Origin of the sequence: Prauserella cavernicola (assembly GCF_016595675.1) — a bacterium.
In the GTDB taxonomy this organism is placed as follows: domain Bacteria; phylum Actinomycetota; class Actinomycetes; order Mycobacteriales; family Pseudonocardiaceae; genus Prauserella_A; species Prauserella_A cavernicola.
This window is the reverse complement of record NZ_JAENJH010000011.1, coordinates 41,236-62,186: the sequence shown is the minus strand read 5'-3', so window position 1 is coordinate 62,186 and position 20,951 is coordinate 41,236. Positions and strand designations below refer to the sequence as shown.

Genomic DNA, 20,951 nt, shown 5'->3' with positions numbered 1-20,951 from the left:
CGACGGCCCGGCGCTCCTCGGGGGAAGCGCCGGGCCGTCGTCGTCTGTCGCGGGTGTCCGAGGTGCCAGGTCTGTGCCAGGTCTCAGCCTGCCTGGATCAGCGGCACGACCGGAGCCGGCTTGTCCGACAGCGGCAGCTGGTAGCGCTGCGCGAGGTAGGACGAGATCTCCTGGAACAGCGGCGCCGCCGAGGAACCCTCCGGCAACGTCGTGTCCGGGGCGTCCAGCCGGATACCCACCACGAACCGCGGCTCGTCCGCGGGCAGGATCCCCGCGAACGTGATGTTGTAAAGATGATCGCTGTAGGCGCCGGTGTTCGGGTCGACCTGCTGACCGGTGCCGGTCTTGCCGGAGATCTGGTAGCCCTCCAGCGCCGCCTGCGGCGCGGTGCCCCGGTGGTAGGTGTCGCCGTCCTGGACCACCGCGCGCAGCATGTCCTTGACCGTGTCGGCGGTCTTGGCGCTCACCACACGCGTCGACTTCGGCTTCGGCTCGGGAACCCGGTCGCCGTCCTGGTTCACCTTGGCGCTGACGACCCTGGGCTCCACGCGCACGCCGTCGTTCGCGATGGCCTGGTACATGCTCGCCATCTGCACCACGGTCATCGACAGGCCCTGCCCGATCGGCAGGTTGCCGAACGTCGTGCCGGACCACTGGCTACGCGGCGGAATGTAGCCGGGGCTCTCGCCGGGCAGGCCGATTCCGGTGCGCTTGCCGAGCCCGAACTTCTTGAGCATATCGAGATAGCGGTCCGGTCCGAGCTCCTCCGAGAGCATCAGCGTGCCCACGTTGGACGACTTCGCGAAGATGCCGGTGGCCGTGAACGGCTGGGTGCCGTGGTCCCACGCGTCGTGCACGGTGTGGTCGGCGATCTTGATCGACCCCGGCACCTGGCGGATCGAGTCCGGCTCCACGAGGCCGTGCTCCACCGCCGCCGCCGCGGTGACGATCTTGTTCACCGACCCGGGCTCGAACGGGGTGGTGACCGCGGTGTTGTTCATCAGGTCGGGGTCGAGCGAGCCCGCGTTCGGGTCCAGCGACTTGTCGTTGGCCAGCGCGTAGACCTCACCGGTCTTGGCGTCCATGATCACCGCGCTGCCGCCCTGAGCGTCGGCGGCCTTGACGTACTCCGCGAGCTTGTTCTGCAGGTCGTACTGCAGGTCGGAGTCGATCGTCAGCTCCAGATCGGAACCGGGGATCGCGTCCTGCAGGTCTCGCTCGGTACCGGGGATCACGACCCCGTCCTGTCCCTGCGCGGTGTCCACGATCTGCTGCCCCGGAGTTCCGGCCAGGTCGCTGTCGCGCATGTTCTCCAGACCGGAGAGCCCGTGGACGTTGTGCTTGGACACGTCCGGATCGTCGGTACGCCAGTTGGCGAAGCCGACGAGGTTGGACGCGAGCGTTCCACCCGGGTACTCGCGCTTGGCCCGCTTCTCGAAACCGATCTCGGGGAACTCGGCCTTGATCTCGTCGGCGACCGAGGGCTCCACCTCGTCGACGAGATAGGTGAACGACGCGTCCTTGTGGAACTTCTCGAGCAGCTCCGCCTCGGTGGTCTTGCCGGGCAGCTTCGCCGCGATGAACTCGGCGATCTCCGCGACCCGCGTCTTGTAGTCCTCCCCCGTCTCCGGGTTCTCGCGCGCGAACTCGTCCCACGTCTTGCGCATCAGCCGCAGGTTCGCCCACAGCATCCGCGTCTCCACGCTGAACGCCAGCTCCTGCCCGTTGCGGTCCACAATGGAGCCGCGCTGGGCCGGGATGTCGATGGTCGTGGTGCGCTGGCGCTCGGCCTTCTCAGACAACGCCTCGGCCTGGAAACCCTGCACCTGCACGAGTTTCAGCCCCGCCGCGACCAGCAGGACGACCAGGAAGATCCGCCCGGCCACGAACCGGGTCCGGTTGCCACCGTCGCTGCTGGGCGCGCCCCCTCTGCGCGCCTTCGCCGAGTAGGTGCGGCGGGTTCCGCCGCCGCCCCCTCGCGATCGTGCCTGGCCTGGCATCAGTCCCCTTCGGTCGCTGCCTGTTCCTCCTGTGACCGGCCCTCGGCCGCGTCACCGGCCTGCGGGTCCTGGCCCTGGTTCTCCCCCTGGGCCCCGTCCTGGCTCTCGTTCTGCCCCGCGGGGGCCTCGCCCTGCTCCCGCCCCTGAGCCTGCTCGCCCTGTGCCTGCTCACCGTCCGCCGGAGCGGGCGGTTCCGGCTGCTCGGGCGCGGGCGGCGGCGCGGGTTCGGTCGCCTCGGTGGGCTCGCCGACGACGCGCAGCGAACCGTCGGGGTTCACCACGATGCGGGCCGGGTTGCCGCCGGGCACCATGCCGAGCGCCTTGGCCCGGTCCGCCAGCGAGCCGGGCGACTCGGCGGAGGAGACATCGCGCTGCAGCTGCTCGGAGTTCTCGGCGAGCTGCGCGTTGTTCTGCCGCAGCTCTTCCAGCCGGTAGGAGTCCGCGATGGCCTGAGTGGACAGCCACAGCGTCGTCGCCACTCCCGCCACCATGAGCGCCATCAACAGCAGCACGAACGACGCGCGGGAACGCGGCCAGCGCAGGCGCAGCTTCAGCCCCTGGGCCTGTGGCTCGCGGACGGCCTCCTGGCGCAACTCCTGTGCGCGCTGCGCGCGGCGGGCGTAGGCCCGTTCCGCGGCGGAGCTTCGCCGCTTCGGCGAACCGACGACCTCCGGTGCCTCGGGCGCGGTGGTGACGGACGCGCGTGCTCGCTGCCGGGTACGGGTCGCGGACTGGGAGCGGGAACGTGTGCGGGTGCGTGCAGGTGCGGTCATCAGGCATCCGCTCCAATCCGTTCGGCCGCGCGCAACCGCACCGAGGCGGCACGCGCGTTGTGTTCGATCTCCCGCTCGTCGGCCTTCTCGGCTCCCCGGGTGAGCAGGCGCAGCTCGGGACCGTGGCCCGGCAGCTCCACCGGCAGCCCCTCGGGGGTGCGCGAACTCGCCTTCTCGGCGAACGCGCGCTTGACGATCCGGTCCTCCAGCGACTGGTAGGACTCCACGACGATGCGGCCGCCGGGAACCAGTGCGTCGATCGCCGAGGGCACGGCGGTCCGCAGCGTGTCCAGCTCCCCGTTGACCTCGATGCGCAGAGCCTGGAACGTGCGCTTCGCGGGATGCCCTCCGGTGCGCCTGCTCGGCGCGGGCACCGTGTCGTAGAGCAGTTCGACGAGCCGTTCGCTGCGATCGAAGGGTTGCTTCTCGCGCTCCGCGGCGACGGCCTTGGCGATGCGGTGAGCGAAGCGTTCCTCGCCGTACTCGCGCAGGATCCGCGTCAGGTCGCCGACCGCGTAGGTGTTGAGCACGTCGGCCGCGGTGCGTCCCGTGGTCGGGTCCATGCGCATGTCGAGCGGTGCGTCCTTGGAGTAGGCGAACCCGCGCTCGGCGAGGTCGAGTTGCATCGACGACACGCCCAGGTCCATCAGCACGCCGTCCACATGCGACAGCCCGCGCTCCTCGAGCACGTCGGGCAGCCGGTCGTACACGGCGTGGACGAACTCCGCGCGCTCCCCGTGGCGGGCGAGCCGTTCACGGGAGCGCTCGAGCGCGTTGGGGTCCCGGTCGAGTCCGATCAGGCGGAGCGAGGGATGTGCGGAGAGCAGGGCGTCGGCGTGTCCGCCGAGCCCGAGCGTGGTGTCGACCAGCACGGCGTCGCGGCCGGTGAGCGCGGGAGCGAAGAGCTCCAGCACGCGGTCGAGCAGCACAGGCAGGTGCGCGGTGCCGTTGTTCACAGGCGCCGCCCCCTTTCGCCTCACCGCCCCGTTTTTTTCACTTCCAATGCGGATGCCGTCAGGTTGCGGACCTGATACCGGGGAAGGTGCATCAGGGCCGCAGCCTGACGGCATCCGCGTCGGAACTTCGTCGTTCCCTCAGCACGATCAGCGGGAACCCGCGCCTCCCGACCACGCGGGTGTCCCGGCCGATCGTCAGAACACGCCGGGCAGGATCTCCTCCTGCGCCTTGGCGTAACTGTCTTCGTGTTCTTCCAAGTAGCCCTGCCACGACGGGGCGTCCCAGATCTCCAGCCTGGTGATCGCTCCGATCACCACGCAGTCCTTGTTGAGCCCCGCATAGCGACGGAGCTCGTTGGCGATGGCGATGCGCCCCTGGCCGTCCGGACGCTGTTCGTCGGTTCCCGCGAACAGATACCGCTGGTAGGCCCGCACCGATTCGTTCGTGAACGGCGCCTCGGCCACCTTGCGCGCCATCTGCTCGAACTCCGCACGCGGGAAGACGTAGAGGCAGTGATCCTGTCCCTTGGTGATCATCAGCCCACCCGCCAGCGCGTCACGGAACTTCGCGGGCAACGTGAGCCGCCCCTTGTCGTCCAGTTTCGGGGTGTGGGTGCCGAGGAACATCGGCCTCCACCTCCCCTACCGACCGCCGTCGATCCCCACGTGCCCGCGGATTTCAGCGAGATCGGCCACGAGGCTTCCCTTCCGCCCCACTAGTCACCACCGTACCCCACTTTTCACCACAGTCAACGTAGAAACAGCTCGATCGTGCACGTGCATTCAGAGTTTGCGCAGGTCAACGAGGTGGGGATCAGGTGGGGGCCAGTGGGGGGAGATCGCCGCCGCGGGTGAGTGGACACGTGCGTCTGAGGGTTTTCAGAGGCACCGGAGCCCGCAGGAACGGACCTTCGGGGTCCCGGTGGCGGAAAGTGGGGGGCGTGGTGGGTGGTGGGGGAAGCGGGGGCTCAGGCGTCGACGATGTCGGCGAGCCGGGCAGCCAGGCGCGACTGGTCCACCGGCGCCACACTGATCCAGTCCTCGTCGCCCCGGCCCGCCGCGACGGTGCCGAGGTAGGCGCCCACGTCGGTGACGAACCAGCTCACCCCGCCGAGCCGGTGCAACCGGTGTCCATCTCGGACACTCACGGAGAACTGGCCCGCGGCGAGCGCGGGCCTGGCCTGGATGGCGAGCACCTCGCGCACCTGCCGCTCGTAGGCCGCCGAGCCACGGGAGGCGCTGTCGTACACGGGATCCGCGGCGGATCCCAGCGCCGAGGCCGGCAGGCTCACGCCCTGGCCGGGGCCGGGCTCCAGCTCCGGCAGCACGGACACGGCGGCGGAGAACAGTTCGCCCTCCCCGATCGCCGACAACCCGATGGTGCGCTGAGGCTGCACGGCCAGCACGCCGTCGCGGCCACGCGCGGCGGCGACGGCCCGCACGGGCTCCGGCTCGTCCAGGTCCAGCAGCGCTTCACACTCGACGTAGACCGACGCGCTCGCCAGCAGACCGAGCCGCTCGCGCAGCGCCTCGTCGGGCCCGCCGCGGGTGAACAGCCCGCGCTCGGCGAGGTTGTCGTGCACGGCGCGCCGGATCTCCGCACGCTCGGCGTCGGTCTCGCCCACGCTCGGCACGTGCAACGGAGCAGGTGGGCTGCCGTGCCCGAGGTCGGACCAGAGGATGTCGAACGCCGATGCCGACAGCCGGATCAACGCGGGACCGGCCCGCCCTGCGCCGATCCGCTCGTGAGCGGCGGCGGCGCCGAGAACGACGACGGGGGCACGGCCTCGCGCAGCGCGGCGTCGCGCGCGTAAAGAACGTCGATCGCCCGTTGCCTGGCGGCCTCGGACTCCTCCCGCATGGCGGACAACATGCCGGACAGCCCCGCGAGCGCGCCGATGTCGCCTGCCGCCACGGCGCTGCGGATCAGGTCGCCGGGTTCGTAGGGCACCGGTTCCGGCATCTCGGCGCGGGCCCTGGCCGCGGCCTCGGCCTGGCTGCCCACCGCGTCACCCAGGGTCTGCGACACGGCCGCGACCTCGCGCGACCACCCCGCGGCACTGGCCAGCACCCGGCGCAGCGCGTCGCCGCCCTGTCCGGTCCAGGCCTGTTCGCTCTCGCCGGACATCCCGGTGATCGCGTCGCCCGCGTCGCGCAGCGCGCCGGCCAGCTCACTCCACTCGCGACCGATCTCGCCCGCCTCGGCGGGCTCGTTGCCCGACTCGACCTGTGCCTTGAGCGCCTCGTGGCTGTACCACTCGTAGCGGCGGTCCGTGCTCGGTAGCGCCCGGCCGGTCATGACAGCCCTCCCGGCAGTTTCGGTTCGATCAGCTCGGCCACCGTGTCCGCCCGCGTGCACGCCTCGGCGGTACCGGTGAAGTTCGTGTTGGACACGTCCACGTGCACGCTCGCGGACTCCCCCGCCGCCAGCAGGACCGCGCACGTGCCGTCGTCGGCTTCGGCGTCGGCGACCCGCAGCGCGTCGTGGGTGCCGATCCTGAGTTCCTCGGCGGACTCGTTCTCGCCGGTGCGCAGCTCGTCGAGCCCGGAGGTCTCGTCCAGCGTGATGGTGACGCCGTGGGAACCGGTCTCGGTGTAGTCGCACGCCTGCGCGCCCCCGATGGACTTCGGCTCCCCCGGAGAGGTCAGACCGGCGGTCGAGCGCTCCGCGGGAGACAGCAGCCCGCACGGATCGGCCGCGGCAGGTGGCTGGGTCGTGGACTCGGAGGGGCTCGAGGACTCCGAAGCAGGCGCCGACGGCGCACCGGTGCGCGCGCCGATGCCGTCGGCGCCGGAGGGCTCGCCCTGCACCTGGCCGCAGGCGACCGCGAGCCCGAGCAGGGAGACGAGGGGAAGGAGGAGAGCGAGGCGGCGCATTGGTTCAGCCGCCGCCCACGCAGTCGACGCCGTCCGCGGAGGCCTCGTCCTCGGAGCTGTATCGCTCGAGCGCCGCGGTGATCTGGACCTTGAGGTCTTCGAGCTCGCGGCCGAAGCGGGTGAGCGACTCGGCGGCGGACTCCTCGCCGCCGAGGCCGTACTGCGCCATGAAGTCGCCGACCTCGCCCGCGTACCCGCTGCCGAGCGGCACCGAGCGGCCCAGTACTTTGGCCTGCCGCACCAGCTGGCCCACCACGTCCTGCAGCTCGCTCAGCCGCTGGAACGCGTCGCCAGCCAGTTCCGGTGACACGGCGAACGCCTCGGCCGGCACCGGCGACACCCCGGGGGCCGCCAGTTTCACGTCGGTCATCGGCTCGCGCCTCTCCGTAGTCGCCTGGTTCCGGTTCGGAGCATAGGTCAGAACCGAGGGTCATCGGGAGGGCTTCGCCGGGCTCACCTGATCGGGCCATCGGCGCTGGTGACCTTGTGTGACCGCAGGGTTGAATCATGGAGTTCGCCCGCGTTTGACACACTTCGTGGGAGGCTTGTCGAGGGTGAGGAAGTCTTCCCACGGATGATCACCACACGTTCGTGGCATGTGTGAGTGCACTGGCACAGGAGGTCGTGTGACGTCGAGACCACAGTCTGCTGCAACCGCCGAGCTGAACGGCGAGCAGACCACCGAAGCGGCGCCATACCCGGGTGGGTCGTACCCGGGTGGCGGCAACGGGCAGGGTCCCGCCGGGCTCGACGAGCTGCACGACACCGTCCGGCGCATCGCGAGCAACGTCGAGCGCGTACTCGTCGGCAAGCCAGAGGTCGTCCGCATCGCGCTCGTCACGCTGCTCGCCGAGGGCCACCTGCTGGTCGAGGACGTGCCGGGCGTCGGCAAGACGTCGCTGGCCAAGGCACTCGCCCGCTCCATCGACTGCACGGTGAGCCGGATCCAGTTCACGCCGGACCTGCTGCCCAGCGACATCACCGGCGTCTCGATCTACAACCGGCACTCCTCGGACTTCGAGTTCCGCCCCGGCCCGGTGTTCGCCAACATCGTGGTGGGCGACGAGATCAACCGCGCCTCGCCGAAGACGCAGTCGGCGCTGCTGGAGTGCATGGAGGAGCGGCAGGTCACGGTGGACACCGCCACCTACCACCTCGACGACCCCTTCATGGTGATCGCGACGCAGAACCCGATCGAGATGGAGGGCACCTACGCCCTGCCCGAGGCGCAGCGCGACCGGTTCACCGCGCGGGTCTCGATCGGTTACCCCGACCCCAAGGCCGAGCTCGCGATGGTCGACGAGCACGCCGGGCACAACCCGATCGACGACCTGCAGCCCGTGTCCGACGGCGCGACCGTGCACCGGCTGATCGAGACCGTGCGCGGCATGCACATCGCGCCCGAAGTTCGCCAGTACGCGGTGGAACTCGCCTCCGCGACCCGCCAGGTGCCCGAGCTGCGGCTCGGGGCGTCGCCACGCGCCACGCTCCAGCTGGTCCGCGCCGCCCGCGCGCAGGCCGCGCTCTCCGGCAGGGAGTACGTGGTGCCCGACGACCTGCACGCCGTCGCGGTCCCGGTGCTCGCCCACCGGCTCGTGCTCACCACGGAGGCCCACGCCGCACGCCGCTCCGCGACCGACGTGATCCGGGGCGTGCTGCACCGGGTGCCGGTCCCGCACGGCGGCAATGGACTGGGCCACCGGTAACGACCCGGGAGACGGACCCACGTGACCAGGTCATCCCCAGCTGATCCGGCCACCGCGCCGACCCGCTCGCGGCAGGCGCCGTGGCGCACGCTCTCCGGGCTCACGACCCGGGGTCGCTGCCTGCTCGCCGCTGGCGTCGCCGCCGCGGTGTGCTCGGTCGTGCTCAACGAGCGCGACCTGCTGCGCGTCGCCGTGTTCGTGGTCGCGCTGCCACTGTTCGTGGCATTGCTGGCCTCGGCGTCGAAGGTGCGCATCGGCGCCTCGCGCACCCTGCTGCCCGAACGCGTTCCCGTGGGCGGCCACGGCGAGGTTCAGCTCGACATCTGGCGCAGCGGCCACCTGCCCGCAGGCAACATCCTGCTCGAGGACGGCATCCCCTACGCGCTCGGCTCACGGCCCCGCTTCGTCGTGGAGCGGCTGCCCCAGCACCGTTCGGTGGCACTGCGGTATCCGCTGCAGCCCTCGCTGCGCGGTGTCCAGCAGATCGGGCCGCTGCGCGCGACGATCACCGACCCGTTCGGCCTGTGCGAGTTCGAGCGCGAGCTGATCTCGCACTCCCGGCTCGTGGTGGTGCCCCGGGTCGTGCGGCTGTGGGGGATGCCCGCAGGCGCAGGGATCGGCTCGGGCGACGACGGCAGCATCCGCCTGCACGCGGGCCAGGGCGAGACCGACGTCATCGTGCGCAACTACCGGCAGGGCGACGACCTGCGCAAGGTGCACTGGCGCTCCACCGCGCGCCGCGACGAGCTGATGGTGCGCGTCGAGGAACGGCCGTGGCGCGGCGGCACGACAGTGCTGCTCGACCACCGGGCCGCCGCCCACCACGGCGCCGGTCCCGGCGCGAGCCTGGAGTGGGCCGTCGAGTTCGCCGCGAGCGTCGGTCTGCACCTCGGCCGCGCGGGACAGCGGGTGCGGCTGGTCAGCGAGCATGGCCGAGTGCTCGCCGACACCCCCGGCGGAGGCGGCCCGAACCACGACAACGTCGTGCTCGACGCGCTCGCCGCCCTGCAGCCCGCGCACGAGCGCGACATCACCACGGGCTTCGACCCGGCTCAGGGACAGGAGCTCATCGCCGTGCTGGGCACGATCAGCAACGACTCCGTGCACGAGCTGACGAAGTTCCGTCCGCGCGGCACCCGCAGCCTCGCCGTGCTGCTCGACACGCCCGCGTGGGCGGGCGGCGTCAGCGCACCGGAGCACCGGGCTGCCGCCACGGACGAGTCGGCCGCGCTGCTGCGCGCGGCGGGCTGGGGCGTGGTGGTCGCGACGCCGGCGATGGGGATCCCACAGGTCTGGACGGAACTGTGCCGCGCGGTCTCCCCCGGCGCCTCCCTGCTCGGCGGCTACGCATGACGGCCGGCGCACCGCCGCGGCCGCACCCGGCGCCACCGACGCCGCCGTCGGAGCCGCCGCAGTCGCTGCCGGGGACCACGATCGTCACGCCCGCGCTGGCGGGCCTGGCCACCATCGGTGCCGCGACCTCGCTCACGGGAGTGATCCAGGGGCTCTCGTGGCTCGGCTACATCATCGTGGTCACGTTGCTCGTCGGCTGCACGGGACTGGCGCTGCGGACGGTCCGCACACCGGCTCCGCTCGTCGGGCTCGCGCAGCTGCTGGTGCTCTTGTTCCTGGTGACCGGCGTGTTCACCAACAGCGGGATGCTGGCGATCATCCCCGGCCCCGAGGCACTCGCCGAGCTCAACGACGTGCTGGTGGCGGCGTTCGACGAGATCCGCACCGGGCTGCCTCCCGTGGAGGCGAGCCCGCCGATCCTGTGCCTGGTCACGATCGCGATCGGACTCGTCGCGGTCCTGGTCGACACACTCGCGGTGGCGGCGACGGCACCCGCGGCGACCGGGCTGATCCTGCTCTGCGTGTACGCGGTGCCCTCCGCACTCGCGGGCGACCTGCTCCCCTGGTGGACCTTCGCCCTCGGAACCGCCTCGTTCGCCGCGCTGCTCGCCGTCGACGGCGCCCACCGCCAGCGCACGTGGCGCAACCGCACCACCCCGGGGATCGGCGCCTCACCCGGCAGCGCGTCGGCGCCGGTCGCGGTGGTGGCCGCGGCGCTCGTCGTCGGGCTCGTGGCAGGCTCCACCGTCACCGCGATCGGCACCGAGGGCAGCCTGCCCGGCTCGTCCTCGGGCGGGGACAACGCGCCCGGCGGGCTGGGCGTCAACCCGTTCACGTCGCTGCGCGGAATGCTCGACCAGGGTTCGAACGTCGAGCTGTTCCGGGTGCAGGGACTGGGCGAGGACCGGCGGCTGATGCGCGCGTTCACGCTCGACACCTACCGTCCAGGCCAGGGCTGGGGGCTGCCGGACGGCCCAATGCCGGCCGGGGTGCCCGCCAACGGGCCACTGCCCGCGGCTCCCGGGGACGACGGCAGCGGACCGAGCCGCGAGATCCGCATCGAGCCGGTGAACTGGTTCGACCTGTGGCTGCCGACCTACGGCTCTCCGCGCGGCCTGCGCAATCTCTCCGAGGGCTGGTACTACGACAACACGAGCGGCACGGTGTTCCGCGAGCGCAGGCAGCGCCCCGCGCCGTACATCGAGGTCGCCTCGCTCGAGGAACCGTCGAAGGACGACCTGCGGGTCACCGACCCGAAGACCGAGGAACTGCCGCCCGTCTACACCACCGCCGACGACGTCGACCCGCGCGTGGTGGACCTGGCCGAGCAGCTCACCGAGGGCGCCACCAACAACTTCGACAGGGCCGAGGCGATCTGGCGTTACTTCGGCGCCGAGAACGGGTTCGTCTACGACACCGAGACGGCGCCGGTCACCGACCCCGATGCGCTGGCCGACTTCGTGCTCAACGGCAAGCGCGGCTTCTGCGAGCAGTACGCCTCGTCGATGGCCGTGATGCTGCGCGCGATCGGCATCCCCTCCCGCGTGGCGATCGGCTTCACCACGGGCTACCCGACGGGTGAGGGCCGCACCATCACCTCGCAGGACGCGCACGCCTGGGTCGAGGTCTACTTCGGCGACCGCGGCTGGGTGACCTTCGACCCGACGCCGCTCTCCGACGGCCGCGGCTACGTGCCGCCATACCTCGCTCCTGAGGACACCCCGGACGCGCCGTCGTCCTCGGCGCAGGACGACGTGCCGACCTCGTCGTCGAGCGAGCAGTCCTCGCAGAACCCGGTGCCGGAGGACCAGGCGCAGGGCGGTGGCGGCCCGAGGGACGAGCCGTTCTACACCGCGCCGTCGTGGTCGGGCTGGGGCTCTCTCGTCTCCGCCGTCCTGGCGGTGCTGCTGACCGCGGCCGTGCTGGTGCTGGGCAGACGGATGACGAGCGGGCGCCACACCTCGACCGGTCCGCCCCTGCCGAACTGGCTCGCCCCGCTCGCGGGCGCGCTGTGGCTGCTGTCGTTGCTGTTGCTCGCCTGGCAGTGGCACTGGAGCGCCGCGCTGGCGTTGCTCGTGCTGGCCGGTCTGGGGCTCACCCCGTCGCTGCTGCGGAAGCAACGACGCCGCAACCGCCTGCGGACGATCGAGGACCGGCAGCCCACTGCGGCGAGCGCGGCATGGGACGAGCTGCTCGACGAGTGTGCCGACCGCGGGATCGAGATCCCGAAGACCGACACGGTGCGCCTGGCCGCGCAGAAGGTCGCTCAGCGCCACCACCTCGACGAACAGGGCAAGAACGACCTGCGCACAGTCGTCGGCGTGGTCGAGCGGTCGTGGTACAGCCCCGATGCCGGGGAGAACGACCCGGAGTTCGCGCGCGCGTTCCAGAGCCTGCGCGCGAGCCTGCGCCGCACGGCGCCGCTGTCGTGGCGCGGCAGGCTGCTCCCCCGTTCGCTGTTCCGCAGGCGCGCGGAGAGCTGACCGCCGGACTCCGGCGGCTCACCGGGCCCGCACCTCTGACTGTGCTCAGCACGAAGGACCCCTCGGCCGCGGTGGCCGGGGGGTCCTTCGTGCTGAGCTGAGCTTTGCGAGCAGCGGGGTGTGCAAACGAGTGAGCAGGGTGCCGTGGTGCGGCACCCTGCTCACGTCGACACTGTGAGGCCGGAGCTAACGATCTTCGAAACGCTGCCGGAAACGCTCTTCCATGCGCTGGGTGAAGGAGCTGCGGCGCGGCTGTTTCCCACCGCTGCCTCCGCCCCCGCCACCGGCGCTCTTGGCGTCCTTCTCACTCGGCTCCCCACGGGCTCGCATGGCAGTGACGGCAACCAGAACCCCGAAGAACATGACGAGGAACCCGAGCACGCTGATCAACGGAATCTCGGCGACCCGGAACGGCACCACGACACCGAGCACCAGCAATGCGACGCCCACCACGAACAGGGCTACCCCCTGGATGCGCCTCCGGCGCGTGGGGCGTCGCATCTTGCTGCCACGTACCGTTGATGCGAACTTGGGGTCCTCGGCATAGAGCTCGCGCTCGATCTGATCGAGCAGCCGCTGCTCATGCTCGGAGAGTGGCATCTTTCCTCCTCCGGCACAGCGTTGTCTCCGACCCCATGGCGGGCGCCGGACCGCGCAACGTCGTGGACCCAACGACCCCCCGATCGGGGGTGTCCCCACCAGGATACGAGCCCCGCGCCCGAACGACTACCCGATCTCGCATCAAGCACGTAGAGATTTGCACGAAAGGCCCGGCTGCGGACGTTCGAGCACAGCAGCGCGACGAATGTCACCCCTCATCGGGTGATAACAACGAGGCTGGTCGGATGGCGGCGGCGCCGAATTTGGACCGCGCGACGTCGGCGGCGATCTCCGCTTCCCGCCAGCGGGGGGCCGGCGTGTCGAAGCTGAGTTGCTCGCCACCTTCGCCGGTGGACAGACCTTCGACCCGGACCCCGAGCAGCCGCACGGCCGCGCCGGAGGCCGCTTCGTCCAGCAGCGCGACGGCCGTGGTGTGCAACTCCCGGGCCACGTCCGTCGCCGAAAGCAGAGTACGCGCGCGGGTGATGGTCCGGAAGTCCGCGAACCGAACCTTGATCGACACCGTCCGTCCGCGCACGCCCTTGGCGCGCAGCGTGGCCGCGACCCGCTCGGCCAGGCGCAGCAGTTCGCGGTGCAGCAGCGCGCGATCGTGCTGGTCGACGTCGAAGGTGTGCTCGGCGCCGATGGACTTGTCCTCCGACTCGGGCACCACGGCGCGGTCGTCGAGCCCGTTGGCCAGCGCGTGCAGGTGCTCGCCGAGTGCCGTGCCGAGGCTGCGCCGCAGCCGGTCCGGCGGCGTCTTCGCGACGTCGGCGATGGTGTCGAGACCGAGTCTGCGCAGGTTCTCCTCGGTCTTCTTGCCCACGCCCCACAGCGCAGAGAGCGGCAGCGGGTGCAAGAACGTCAGGGTCTGGGCCACCGGCACCACGAGCATCCCGTCCGGTTTGGCCATGCCGGAGGCGAGCTTGGCGACGAACTTGGCTCCCGCGACGCCGACCGAGCAGGTGATGCCGTGCTCGGCGGCGACCCGCTCCCGGATGAGCGCGCCGATGCCGGCCGGGGTGGTGCCGAGCCTGCGCAGTGCACCGCTCACGTCCAGGAACGCCTCGTCGAGGCTCAGGGGCTCCACGAGTGGCGTCAGGTCCCGAAAGATCGCCATGACCCCACGGGAGACCTCGCTGTAGGCACCCCTGCTCGGCGGGATCCACACGGCCTGCGGGCACAACCGCCGCGCCGCGCCGACCGGCATCGCCGAGCGCACGCCGTAACGCCGCGCCGGGTAGTTCGCCGACAGGACCACCGAACGGGGTCCCGCCCCGGCCACCACCACGGGCCGGTCGACGAGTTCGGGCCTGCTCCGGAGCTCGACGGCGGCGAAGAACGCGTCCATGTCGACGTGCAGCACACCGCAGCCGGTGTCGTCCGGTGTGCTCTCCCCCGACGCGCGGAACCGCTCGAAGCCCGCGGGCAGCGCCGCGTTTCGTCCCATGCCCGCAGGCTATCCGGCGCCTCCGACAAACTCGGGACGCCGTGGGCTCACGCCGGGCGGCGGGCCAGCGCGTGCAGCCTGCTCGCGATGTCGCGCAGCGGCGGGGTGCCCGCGGCGAGGGCCTCGAACTCGGCCACGTCGGACTCCCACGACGCCACCTCGTTCGCCGACTCGGCGGCGAGGCTGTGCACGGCGTCGGAGACCACGCCGTCGCCCTGGACGAGCGCGACGTCCAGACCGGCTCCGGTGAGCAGCGTCTCGAGACCTGCTGCGTCGAACCGGCGCAGCAGCGTCTCGGCGTCGTCGGTGAGCACGCCGTCGGGCTCGCTGAGCAGCCTGCGTGCCTCACCGAGGCGGCCGGCGAGTGCGCGGTGCAGCACGGCCGCGTGCCGGTTGGCGACCAGCACCGACACCGCACCACCCGGCGCGACGACGGCGGCGAGCGCGGAGATCGTGCGCGCCGGGTCGTCCACCACCTCGAGCAGCCCGTGGGCCAGCACCAGGTCGGCCGAACCGTCGGGCACGCGGGTGCCGAGCGCGTCGGAGTCGTCGGCCACCACGGTGATCAGGTCGGAGACGCCGACCTCGGCGGCCCTGCGCTGCAGGGTTGCCAGCGCGTTCGGGTTGGGCTCCACGACGGTCACGAGGCAGCCCTCGGACGCGAACGGGACCGCCCACACCCCGCTACCACCGCCGACGTCGATCACCCGGGGTCGCTGGGCGCCCCGGTCACGCGCGGCGCGCAGCTCCGCCTCCAGCACCTTCCGGACGGTGGCCGACCCGTGCCCGGCCGAAGTCTCCGTTCGCATGGTCCGCAGCGTAGTTGGGCCACTCGTGTCCACTCACCTCGACCGGCCACGACTCCGCTCCGGATACGACTACGCTCGCAGTCGTGCACACGGTGGCCGTACTGAGCCTCAAGGGAGGCGTCGGTAAGACGACAGTTGCGCTGGGTATCGCCTCGGCTGCGCTGCGCAGGGGGTCCCGCGCGCTCGTGGCGGACCTCGACCCCCAGGGCAACGCCACCGCGACGCTGGACCCACCGCTCACGGAGGCGACCCTCACCGACGTCCTGGAGACGCCGAGGCTGGCCGTGATCGAGCAGGCGCTCGCGCCGAGCGGCTGGAGCGAGGACCTCGACGTGCTCGTGAGCTCCGAGGACCTCGAGCTACTCAACGAGCCCGGTCCGAACAGCCGCAGGCTCGACAACCTGGCCAGGGCGCTCGACGAGCTCACGACGTCGCCGCCCGGCGACCCGTACGAAATCGCGATCCTCGACTGCCCGCCGTCGCTGGGCAGGCTCACCCGCTCGGCCCTCATGGCCGCCGACACGGCGCTGCTGGTCACGGAGCCGACGATGTACGCCGTGTCGGGCGCCGAGCGCGCGCTCGAGGCGATCGAGACGATCCGCGCGGAGCACAACCCGCGGCTGCGGCCCGCCGGGGTGCTGGTCAACCGGCTGCGAGCCCGCTCGTACGAGCACCAGTACCGCGTGCAGGAGCTGCGCGAGTCCTTCGGCAGGCTCGTGATGCCCACCGCGATCCCCGACCGGCTGGCGATCCAGCAGGCGCAGGGCGCGTGCGTCCCGATCCACGAGTGGAAGTCGCCGGGCGCGCAGGAGATCGGGCTGACATTCAACATGGTGCTCGCCAAGATCCTGCGCTCCAGCAGGGCGGGCAGGCACCGCCTCGACCACGAGCAGCCCGAGACCGCCGAGGGCGCCGCAGCCGTCGAGACCGCCGAGACCGCTCCCGACGAGCCCGCCGCGGCCGAGACGACGTCGGAGTTCCCCGCGCTGCGCGAGCTCGCCGAGCGCGAGATCGGCTGAGGATGCCCGAGGGCGACACCGTCTTCCTCACCGGCAGAAAACTCGACAGGGGGCTGACCGGCAAACAGCTCACGCGCACCGACTTCCGCCATCCCGCGCTGGCGACCAAGGACCTCGCCGGACGCGACGTGCTCGGCGTGCGCACCGTCGGCAAGCACCTGTTCATCCGGTTCTCCGGCGAGCTGAGCCTGCACAGCCACCTGAAGATGGACGGCTCGTGGCGGGTCTTTCCCCGCGGGGCGCGCTGGAGCATGCCGGGACACCACGCCCGCGTGGTGCTGACCACCGACACCACGGAGGCCGTGGGCTTTCGCGTGCACGACCTCGCGCTGCTGCCGACGGGCGAGGAACAGCGCCTCGTCGGCCACCTGGGCCCGGACCTGCTCGATCCGGAGTGGACGGACGAACACGCGGAGACCGCCACCCGCGCGCTGGCATCGAGGCCCGCGCTGGAACTCGGAGTGGCCTTGCTCGACCAACGCGTGATGGCCGGTGTCGGCAACCTCTACAAGTGCGAGATCTGCTTCCTGCTCGGCGTGACACCGTGGACCCCGGCGTCCGCGGTGGACGCTGCCGAGACGGTGGCGCTGGCCAGGAAGCTGTTGCTGGCCAACGCCTGGCGGTGGGAGCAGAGCACCACGGGCGAGACCGCGCGCGGCAGGCGCAACTGGGTGTACGAGCGCACCCGGCAGGGCTGCTTCCGTTGTGGAGGGCGGCTTCGCGTGGGCACGCAGGGCGACGGCGCGCAGGGCAGGCCCACGTGGTTCTGCCCGCACTGCCAGCACGGTCCCGCTCCGGCGCGGTAGCCACTACAGGATACTCGCCATCCCGCGACACCGGTGGTGATCGACAGACTCTCGTGACGGAACTGAAAATCTGTTGCCGGACAACGCTTGTCTCGCATAGCGTTGGGGCACACGAGAAAGGAGGTGGTCCGAAGTTGAACGGCTATAGGACTCGTGAGGTGGCTGTCCGCTGACGGGCAGCACACGGACCACCTGGGCACGCTGACCGCGAGGTCGCGGGCCCGCAGTCGTGACGTGTGCCTGGCGGTGAATACCAGGCAGCCACCGGCCCCCTGCAGTTTCCGAGCTTGGTCCGGCTCGGGCCCGAACGGCTGACGACGTTCGGGAGTCGCGCAGGGGGCCTTTCACGTTCCGGGGCCCGTTCGGTCCCGCAGCGCGATCAGGCAGCATGGTCGCGTGCTCTTCGACAAGATCGTGCGTCCCGCGCTGTACCGCCTCAGCAAGTCCGACCCCGAGGTGGTGCACGAGCGCACCGTGCGCGCACTCGGCGGACTCGGCTCCGTCCCGCCCGCGCTGGCCGCGCTGCGCCGGGTCTACGCCGCCGCCGACGACCCGGTCACCGTCTTCGGGATCCGCTTCCCCAACCGCGTCGGCCTCGCCGCGGGGATGGACAAGGACGGCCGCGCGCTGCACACGTGGCCCGCACTCGGGTTCGGGTTCGTGGAGGTCGGCACCGTCACCCGGCTGGCCCAGCCCGGCAACCCCCGCCCCCGCCTGTTCACCCTCGCCGACAGCGACGCCGTGATCAACCGGATGGGCTTCAACAACGCGGGTGCGGACGCCCTCGCGGCTCGCCTGGACGCGCGCGGCACGCCGCCCGTTCCGCTGGGCATCAGCATCGGCAAGTCCAAGGTCACCCCGCTCGAGGACGCCGTGGCGGATTACCAGGCCTCCCTGCACGCGCTGAACCGCTACGCCGACTACGTGGCCATCAACGTCAGCTCACCGAACACCCCGGGGCTGCGGGAGCTGCAGGACCGCACGGCACTGGCCGAACTGCTGGCCGAACTGCGCGGCATGACCGTCGCACTCGCCGAGGAGGGAACGGCGCCGACCCCGCTGCTGGTGAAGGTCGCCCCCGACCTGTCCGACGAGGCGCTCGGCGAGCTGCTGGAGGTGTGCCTCGAACACGACGTCGCCGGGATCATCGCCACCAACACCACACTCGGCCGCGAAGGACTCGCACCCGCCGACACACCCGTGGCCGCTGAGGCGGGCGGGCTGTCCGGCAGGCCGCTCACCGAGCGGGCGCGCGAGGTCGTGCGGTTCGTCAGCGAAGAGGCGGGCGACCGGCTTCCCGTGATCGGCGTCGGCGGCATCTCAGGCCCCGACGACGCGCAGCGCATGCTCGACGCGGGGGCGAGCCTCGTCCAGGTCTACACCGCGTTCGCGCTGCACGGCCCCGACGTGGTGCGGCGGATCAACCGGACCCTGGCCGTGCAGAACAAGCCCCGGCGCTGACGGGCGCACGCCCGCTGGTGACAGGTCACCAGCGGGCGGCGGCGTCAGGACAGTTCGCGCAGTGCGAGTGCCAGACCGGCGAGACGGTCGGTCGCGTCGGTGAGCGACTCCTTCGCGGGGCTCACCCCACTGCTGCTGGCCGCGACGGCACGGCCGGCGGCGGCGACGAGGCTGCCGTAGCCCTCGACGCCGTCGTCGAGCTGTTCGGTGAGCGCGCGGACCGCGGAGTCCAGTGCCGGGCGCTCCCCCGCCGGAGCCGACGCCTTGGCGCGCTCGATGGACTGGATGCGGGCGGCCAGGGAACGCAGGGTCGTCGCCGCCTCGGTGGCGGTGGCCCTGGCGTCCTCGACCGACACCTCCGGCACGGCGCCCGAGGCGCCGTGCGCGGGCGTGGCGAGCTGCCCGAGCAGCTCCGTCAGGGTCGCCTCGCTCTCGGCGAGACGCTCCATCGGCTTGCGTGCGGCGGAGTTCGCCGACGGCATCCGCCGCGGGGCCGCCGGGGCGGGCACCTCGGTGCGCTTGAGCTGACGCAGGCGCATCCCGGTGCGCACCCCGAGAACTCCGAAGATCACCACGGCGGTGATGCCGCCGAAGGCGCCCTCGAACCCCTCCTGGGAGCCGGTGATCCCGAAGTAGCCGCCGACGGCCCACAGCACGGCCAGCAGCGTCAGGATCATGAACAGCGTGACGGCCTTCGAGGTCCTGCGCTTGCGGCGCTCCAGCTTGGCGGCCGGGTCGTTCCAGCGAGCCCACTTGTCGCGCACGTCCGTGATGGCCGCGACCTCACGAGGCCGCAGCGGCGCGTTCGCCGTCCTCGGCTGCTTCTCCTGCTCCTCGGGACGCTCCGTGGTCTCGTCCCGGGTAGTGCTCTCGTCCCGCGAACCGCTCCGGTCGCCGGACTGGTTCGGCAGGTACTTCTGGTACTTCTGAAGCTTTTCCTGGGCCTTCTGGGCGTAGTCGGGCAGCCGCTCGATGTGCTTTTCCAGCTTCGCGTTGAACTCGCTGAAATTACCCTTGCCCGGCTTGCCCGACCCGCCCTCGGCCATGATCGTCGTCCCCAGCCTGCCGCTCAGGCCTCGTTCTTCTGACGCTCGGCGTCGACCCTGGCCTGGATCTCCTTCTGGACATCCGGGCCGGAGGACGCCGCCGGGGCCGCCGAACCGGACGCCGCGGAGCCGTCGGTCACCTGCGCCACCGACTCGCCCTTCATCGACGCACGGATCTGCTCGAGCCTGCTGTGGCCGGCGAGCTGCGTCGTGGAGTGCTGAACCTCCATCATGCGGCCCTGGACCGAGTTCTGCGCGAGCTCCGCCGAACCGAGCGCCGTGGTGTAGCGCTTCTCGATCTTGTCGCGGATCTCGTCGAGCGACGGCGTGTTGCCGGGCGCGGCCAGCTCGGTCATCTGCGTGAGCGAGGCGGAGACCTGCTCCTGCATCTTGGCCTGCTCCAGCTGCGACAGCAGCTTGGTGCGCTCGGCCAGCTTCTGCTGCAGCATGCTGGCGTTGCGCTCCACGGCCTGCTTGGCCTGGGCGGCCGCCTGCAGCGACTGGTCGTGCAGGGTCTTGAGGTCCTCGATGCTCTGCTCGGCGGTGACCAGCTGGGCGGCGAAGCCCTCGGCCGCGGTCTCGAACTCCTGGGCCTTCTTCTCGTCGCCCTTCGACCGCGCCTCGTCGGCGAGGACCAGCGCCTGGCGGGTGGACGCCTGCAGCTTCTCGACCTCGCCGAGCTGCCGGTTGAGCTTCATCTCCAGCTGCCGCTGGTTACCGATCACCGAAGCCGCCTGCTGGGAGAGCGCCTGGTGGTTGCGCTGCGCCTCCTCGATGGCCTGCTGGATCTGCACCTTCGGGTCGGCGTGCTCGTCAACCTTCGACGAGAACGCCGCCATGAGGTACTTCCAGAACTTCACGAAAGGGTTGGCCATCTCCTCCGCCTGCCTTCTCACGTCCCACGGGCTTGTTGTCCGGTGCTGTCACCGCTCGCCTGTGTCCTGGCAACGCGCGACCCCCGGTGTTGGGTTCCATCGTGTCAGGTCAACGACCGTCATTCCAGGCGACCCCGGGGGAATTCAGGGATGGCCCTGAGGGCCGACCGGGCCGCGCCGTCCGCGACCCCCTTCCCGCACGTCACGCGGCGAGGACGGCCTTGGAGTTCGGCGCGTGGATGGTGGTGCGCAGCGTGGGCGAGAGCCGCAGGTCCGCCAGGTCGTTGCCGCCGACGCCGGTGACCATCCGGCCGCCGGACACCATGCGGCCGCCCTCGAAGCCGCGCTCTCCGGCACTCGCAGTGGCGGGCTCGCCGCGCTCGGCGGGCTCCACCTGCTCGGCGACGTCGGCCGTGTCGACCTTGTCCAGTGCGGAGACGTCCGCGGCGACGTGGTGCAGGAGCTCGCCGAGTGGCAGGTCCAGCGCTTCGCAGATGGACGCGAGCAGCTCACTGGACGCCTCCTTCTGGCCTCGCTCGACCTCCGAGAGGTACCCCAGGCTGACCTTGGCGGCGCGGGAGATGTCGCGCAGCGTCCGACGCTTGGTGGTGCGGGCATGGCGGAGCCGATCACCGATCGCCTCGCGCAACAGCACGGTCATCTCGCGCCTCCCTTCAGCTACTGACCACGTTACCGAGACCAGACGACAGAACGCAGGTGTTGACACGAGCGTCCGC

General features: G+C 71.4%; 20 protein-coding genes. 6 read left to right on the top strand and 14 right to left on the bottom strand.

Annotation, left to right across the window (positions count from 1 at the left end; genetic code table 11):
- Positions 1 to 83: 83 nt before the first annotated feature.
- The 8 genes from JHE00_RS30225 to JHE00_RS30190 form a co-directional block, all read right to left on the bottom strand.
- Entirely contained in the window at positions 84 to 2,000 is a 1,917-nt protein-coding gene (locus JHE00_RS30225; protein ID WP_200324749.1) for a peptidoglycan D,D-transpeptidase FtsI family protein, read from the bottom strand.
- Positions 2,000 to 2,773, bottom strand: coding sequence for a cell division protein FtsL (ftsL, locus tag JHE00_RS30220; RefSeq protein ID WP_200324747.1), 774 nt, complete (start codon positions 2,771 to 2,773; stop codon positions 2,000 to 2,002). Before ftsL ends, JHE00_RS30225 begins: the two co-directional genes overlap by 1 nt.
- Positions 2,773 to 3,729, bottom strand: coding sequence for a 16S rRNA (cytosine(1402)-N(4))-methyltransferase RsmH (gene rsmH / locus JHE00_RS30215; protein WP_307832183.1), 957 nt, complete (start codon positions 3,727 to 3,729; stop codon positions 2,773 to 2,775). Before rsmH ends, ftsL begins: the two co-directional genes overlap by 1 nt.
- 195 nt (positions 3,730 to 3,924) lie before the next feature.
- A complete protein-coding gene (mraZ, locus tag JHE00_RS30210; RefSeq protein WP_200324744.1) occupies positions 3,925 to 4,356 on the bottom strand; it encodes a division/cell wall cluster transcriptional repressor MraZ in 432 nt (143 codons plus the stop codon).
- A gap of 341 nt (positions 4,357 to 4,697) precedes the next feature.
- On the bottom strand, positions 4,698 to 5,441 hold the full coding sequence (locus JHE00_RS30205; RefSeq protein WP_200324742.1) for an ESX secretion-associated protein EspG: 744 nt from the start codon (positions 5,439 to 5,441) through the stop codon (positions 4,698 to 4,700).
- On the bottom strand, positions 5,438 to 6,028 hold the full coding sequence (locus tag JHE00_RS30200; RefSeq protein ID WP_200324740.1) for a PE-PGRS family protein: 591 nt from the start codon (positions 6,026 to 6,028) through the stop codon (positions 5,438 to 5,440). Before JHE00_RS30200 ends, JHE00_RS30205 begins: the two co-directional genes overlap by 4 nt.
- Positions 6,025 to 6,606: a DUF3558 family protein gene (locus JHE00_RS30195; RefSeq protein ID WP_200324738.1), complete on the bottom strand. Its 582-nt coding sequence runs from the start codon at positions 6,604 to 6,606 to the stop codon at positions 6,025 to 6,027. Before JHE00_RS30195 ends, JHE00_RS30200 begins: the two co-directional genes overlap by 4 nt.
- Positions 6,607 to 6,610: 4 nt before the next feature.
- Entirely contained in the window at positions 6,611 to 6,976 is a 366-nt protein-coding gene (locus tag JHE00_RS30190; RefSeq protein WP_200324736.1) for a hypothetical protein, read from the bottom strand.
- Positions 6,977 to 7,232: 256 nt separating this feature from the next.
- On the opposite strand from JHE00_RS30190, the gene JHE00_RS30185 reads away from it, so the two are divergent.
- From JHE00_RS30185 to JHE00_RS30175, 3 genes are all read left to right on the top strand, one after another.
- Positions 7,233 to 8,312 carry an AAA family ATPase gene (locus tag JHE00_RS30185; RefSeq protein ID WP_200324734.1) on the top strand — a complete coding sequence of 360 codons (1,080 nt, stop codon included), beginning with the start codon at positions 7,233 to 7,235 and terminating at the stop codon, positions 8,310 to 8,312.
- Between the two features lie 120 nt (positions 8,313 to 8,432).
- Positions 8,433 to 9,665 carry a DUF58 domain-containing protein gene (locus JHE00_RS30180; protein WP_230425274.1) on the top strand — a complete coding sequence of 411 codons (1,233 nt, stop codon included), beginning with the start codon at positions 8,433 to 8,435 and terminating at the stop codon, positions 9,663 to 9,665.
- Entirely contained in the window at positions 9,662 to 12,148 is a 2,487-nt protein-coding gene (locus tag JHE00_RS30175) for a transglutaminase TgpA family protein (protein WP_200324730.1), read from the top strand. Before JHE00_RS30180 ends, JHE00_RS30175 begins: the two co-directional genes overlap by 4 nt.
- Before the next feature lie 186 nt (positions 12,149 to 12,334).
- On the opposite strand, the gene JHE00_RS30170 is transcribed toward JHE00_RS30175, so the two are convergent.
- The 3 genes from JHE00_RS30170 to JHE00_RS30160 form a co-directional block, all read right to left on the bottom strand.
- A complete protein-coding gene (locus JHE00_RS30170; protein ID WP_200324728.1) occupies positions 12,335 to 12,748 on the bottom strand; it encodes an SCO2097 family morphological protein in 414 nt (137 codons plus the stop codon).
- 208 nt (positions 12,749 to 12,956) lie between these two features.
- A complete protein-coding gene (dinB, locus tag JHE00_RS30165; protein WP_200324726.1) occupies positions 12,957 to 14,198 on the bottom strand; it encodes a DNA polymerase IV in 1,242 nt (413 codons plus the stop codon).
- 47 nt (positions 14,199 to 14,245) lie between these two features.
- Positions 14,246 to 15,007, bottom strand: a complete 762-nt coding sequence (locus JHE00_RS30160; RefSeq protein WP_200324724.1) for a class I SAM-dependent methyltransferase — start codon at positions 15,005 to 15,007, stop codon at positions 14,246 to 14,248.
- A gap of 83 nt (positions 15,008 to 15,090) precedes the next feature.
- On the opposite strand from JHE00_RS30160, the gene JHE00_RS30155 reads away from it, so the two are divergent.
- The 3 genes from JHE00_RS30155 (at position 15,091) to JHE00_RS30145 (ending at position 18,293) form a co-directional block, all read left to right on the top strand.
- Positions 15,091 to 16,026: a ParA family protein gene (locus tag JHE00_RS30155; RefSeq protein WP_200324722.1), complete on the top strand. Its 936-nt coding sequence runs from the start codon at positions 15,091 to 15,093 to the stop codon at positions 16,024 to 16,026.
- Between the two features lie 2 nt (positions 16,027 to 16,028).
- A complete protein-coding gene (locus tag JHE00_RS30150) occupies positions 16,029 to 16,832 on the top strand; it encodes an Fpg/Nei family DNA glycosylase (protein WP_200324719.1) in 804 nt (267 codons plus the stop codon).
- A gap of 396 nt (positions 16,833 to 17,228) precedes the next feature.
- The gene (locus JHE00_RS30145; RefSeq protein ID WP_200324717.1) at positions 17,229 to 18,293 is read left to right on the top strand and encodes a quinone-dependent dihydroorotate dehydrogenase; all 1,065 of its coding nucleotides are present in this window, start codon (positions 17,229 to 17,231) and stop codon (positions 18,291 to 18,293) included.
- Between the two features lie 44 nt (positions 18,294 to 18,337).
- Here JHE00_RS30145 and pspM read toward each other — a convergent pair whose 3' ends face one another.
- The 3 genes from pspM to JHE00_RS30130 form a co-directional block, all read right to left on the bottom strand.
- Positions 18,338 to 19,339: a phage shock envelope stress response protein PspM gene (gene pspM / locus JHE00_RS30140; protein ID WP_200324715.1), complete on the bottom strand. Its 1,002-nt coding sequence runs from the start codon at positions 19,337 to 19,339 to the stop codon at positions 18,338 to 18,340.
- A gap of 23 nt (positions 19,340 to 19,362) precedes the next feature.
- A complete protein-coding gene (locus tag JHE00_RS30135; RefSeq protein ID WP_200324713.1) occupies positions 19,363 to 20,214 on the bottom strand; it encodes a PspA/IM30 family protein in 852 nt (283 codons plus the stop codon).
- A gap of 202 nt (positions 20,215 to 20,416) precedes the next feature.
- The gene (locus JHE00_RS30130) at positions 20,417 to 20,875 is read right to left on the bottom strand and encodes a helix-turn-helix domain-containing protein (RefSeq protein ID WP_200324711.1); all 459 of its coding nucleotides are present in this window, start codon (positions 20,873 to 20,875) and stop codon (positions 20,417 to 20,419) included.
- Positions 20,876 to 20,951: the final 76 nt, after the last annotated feature.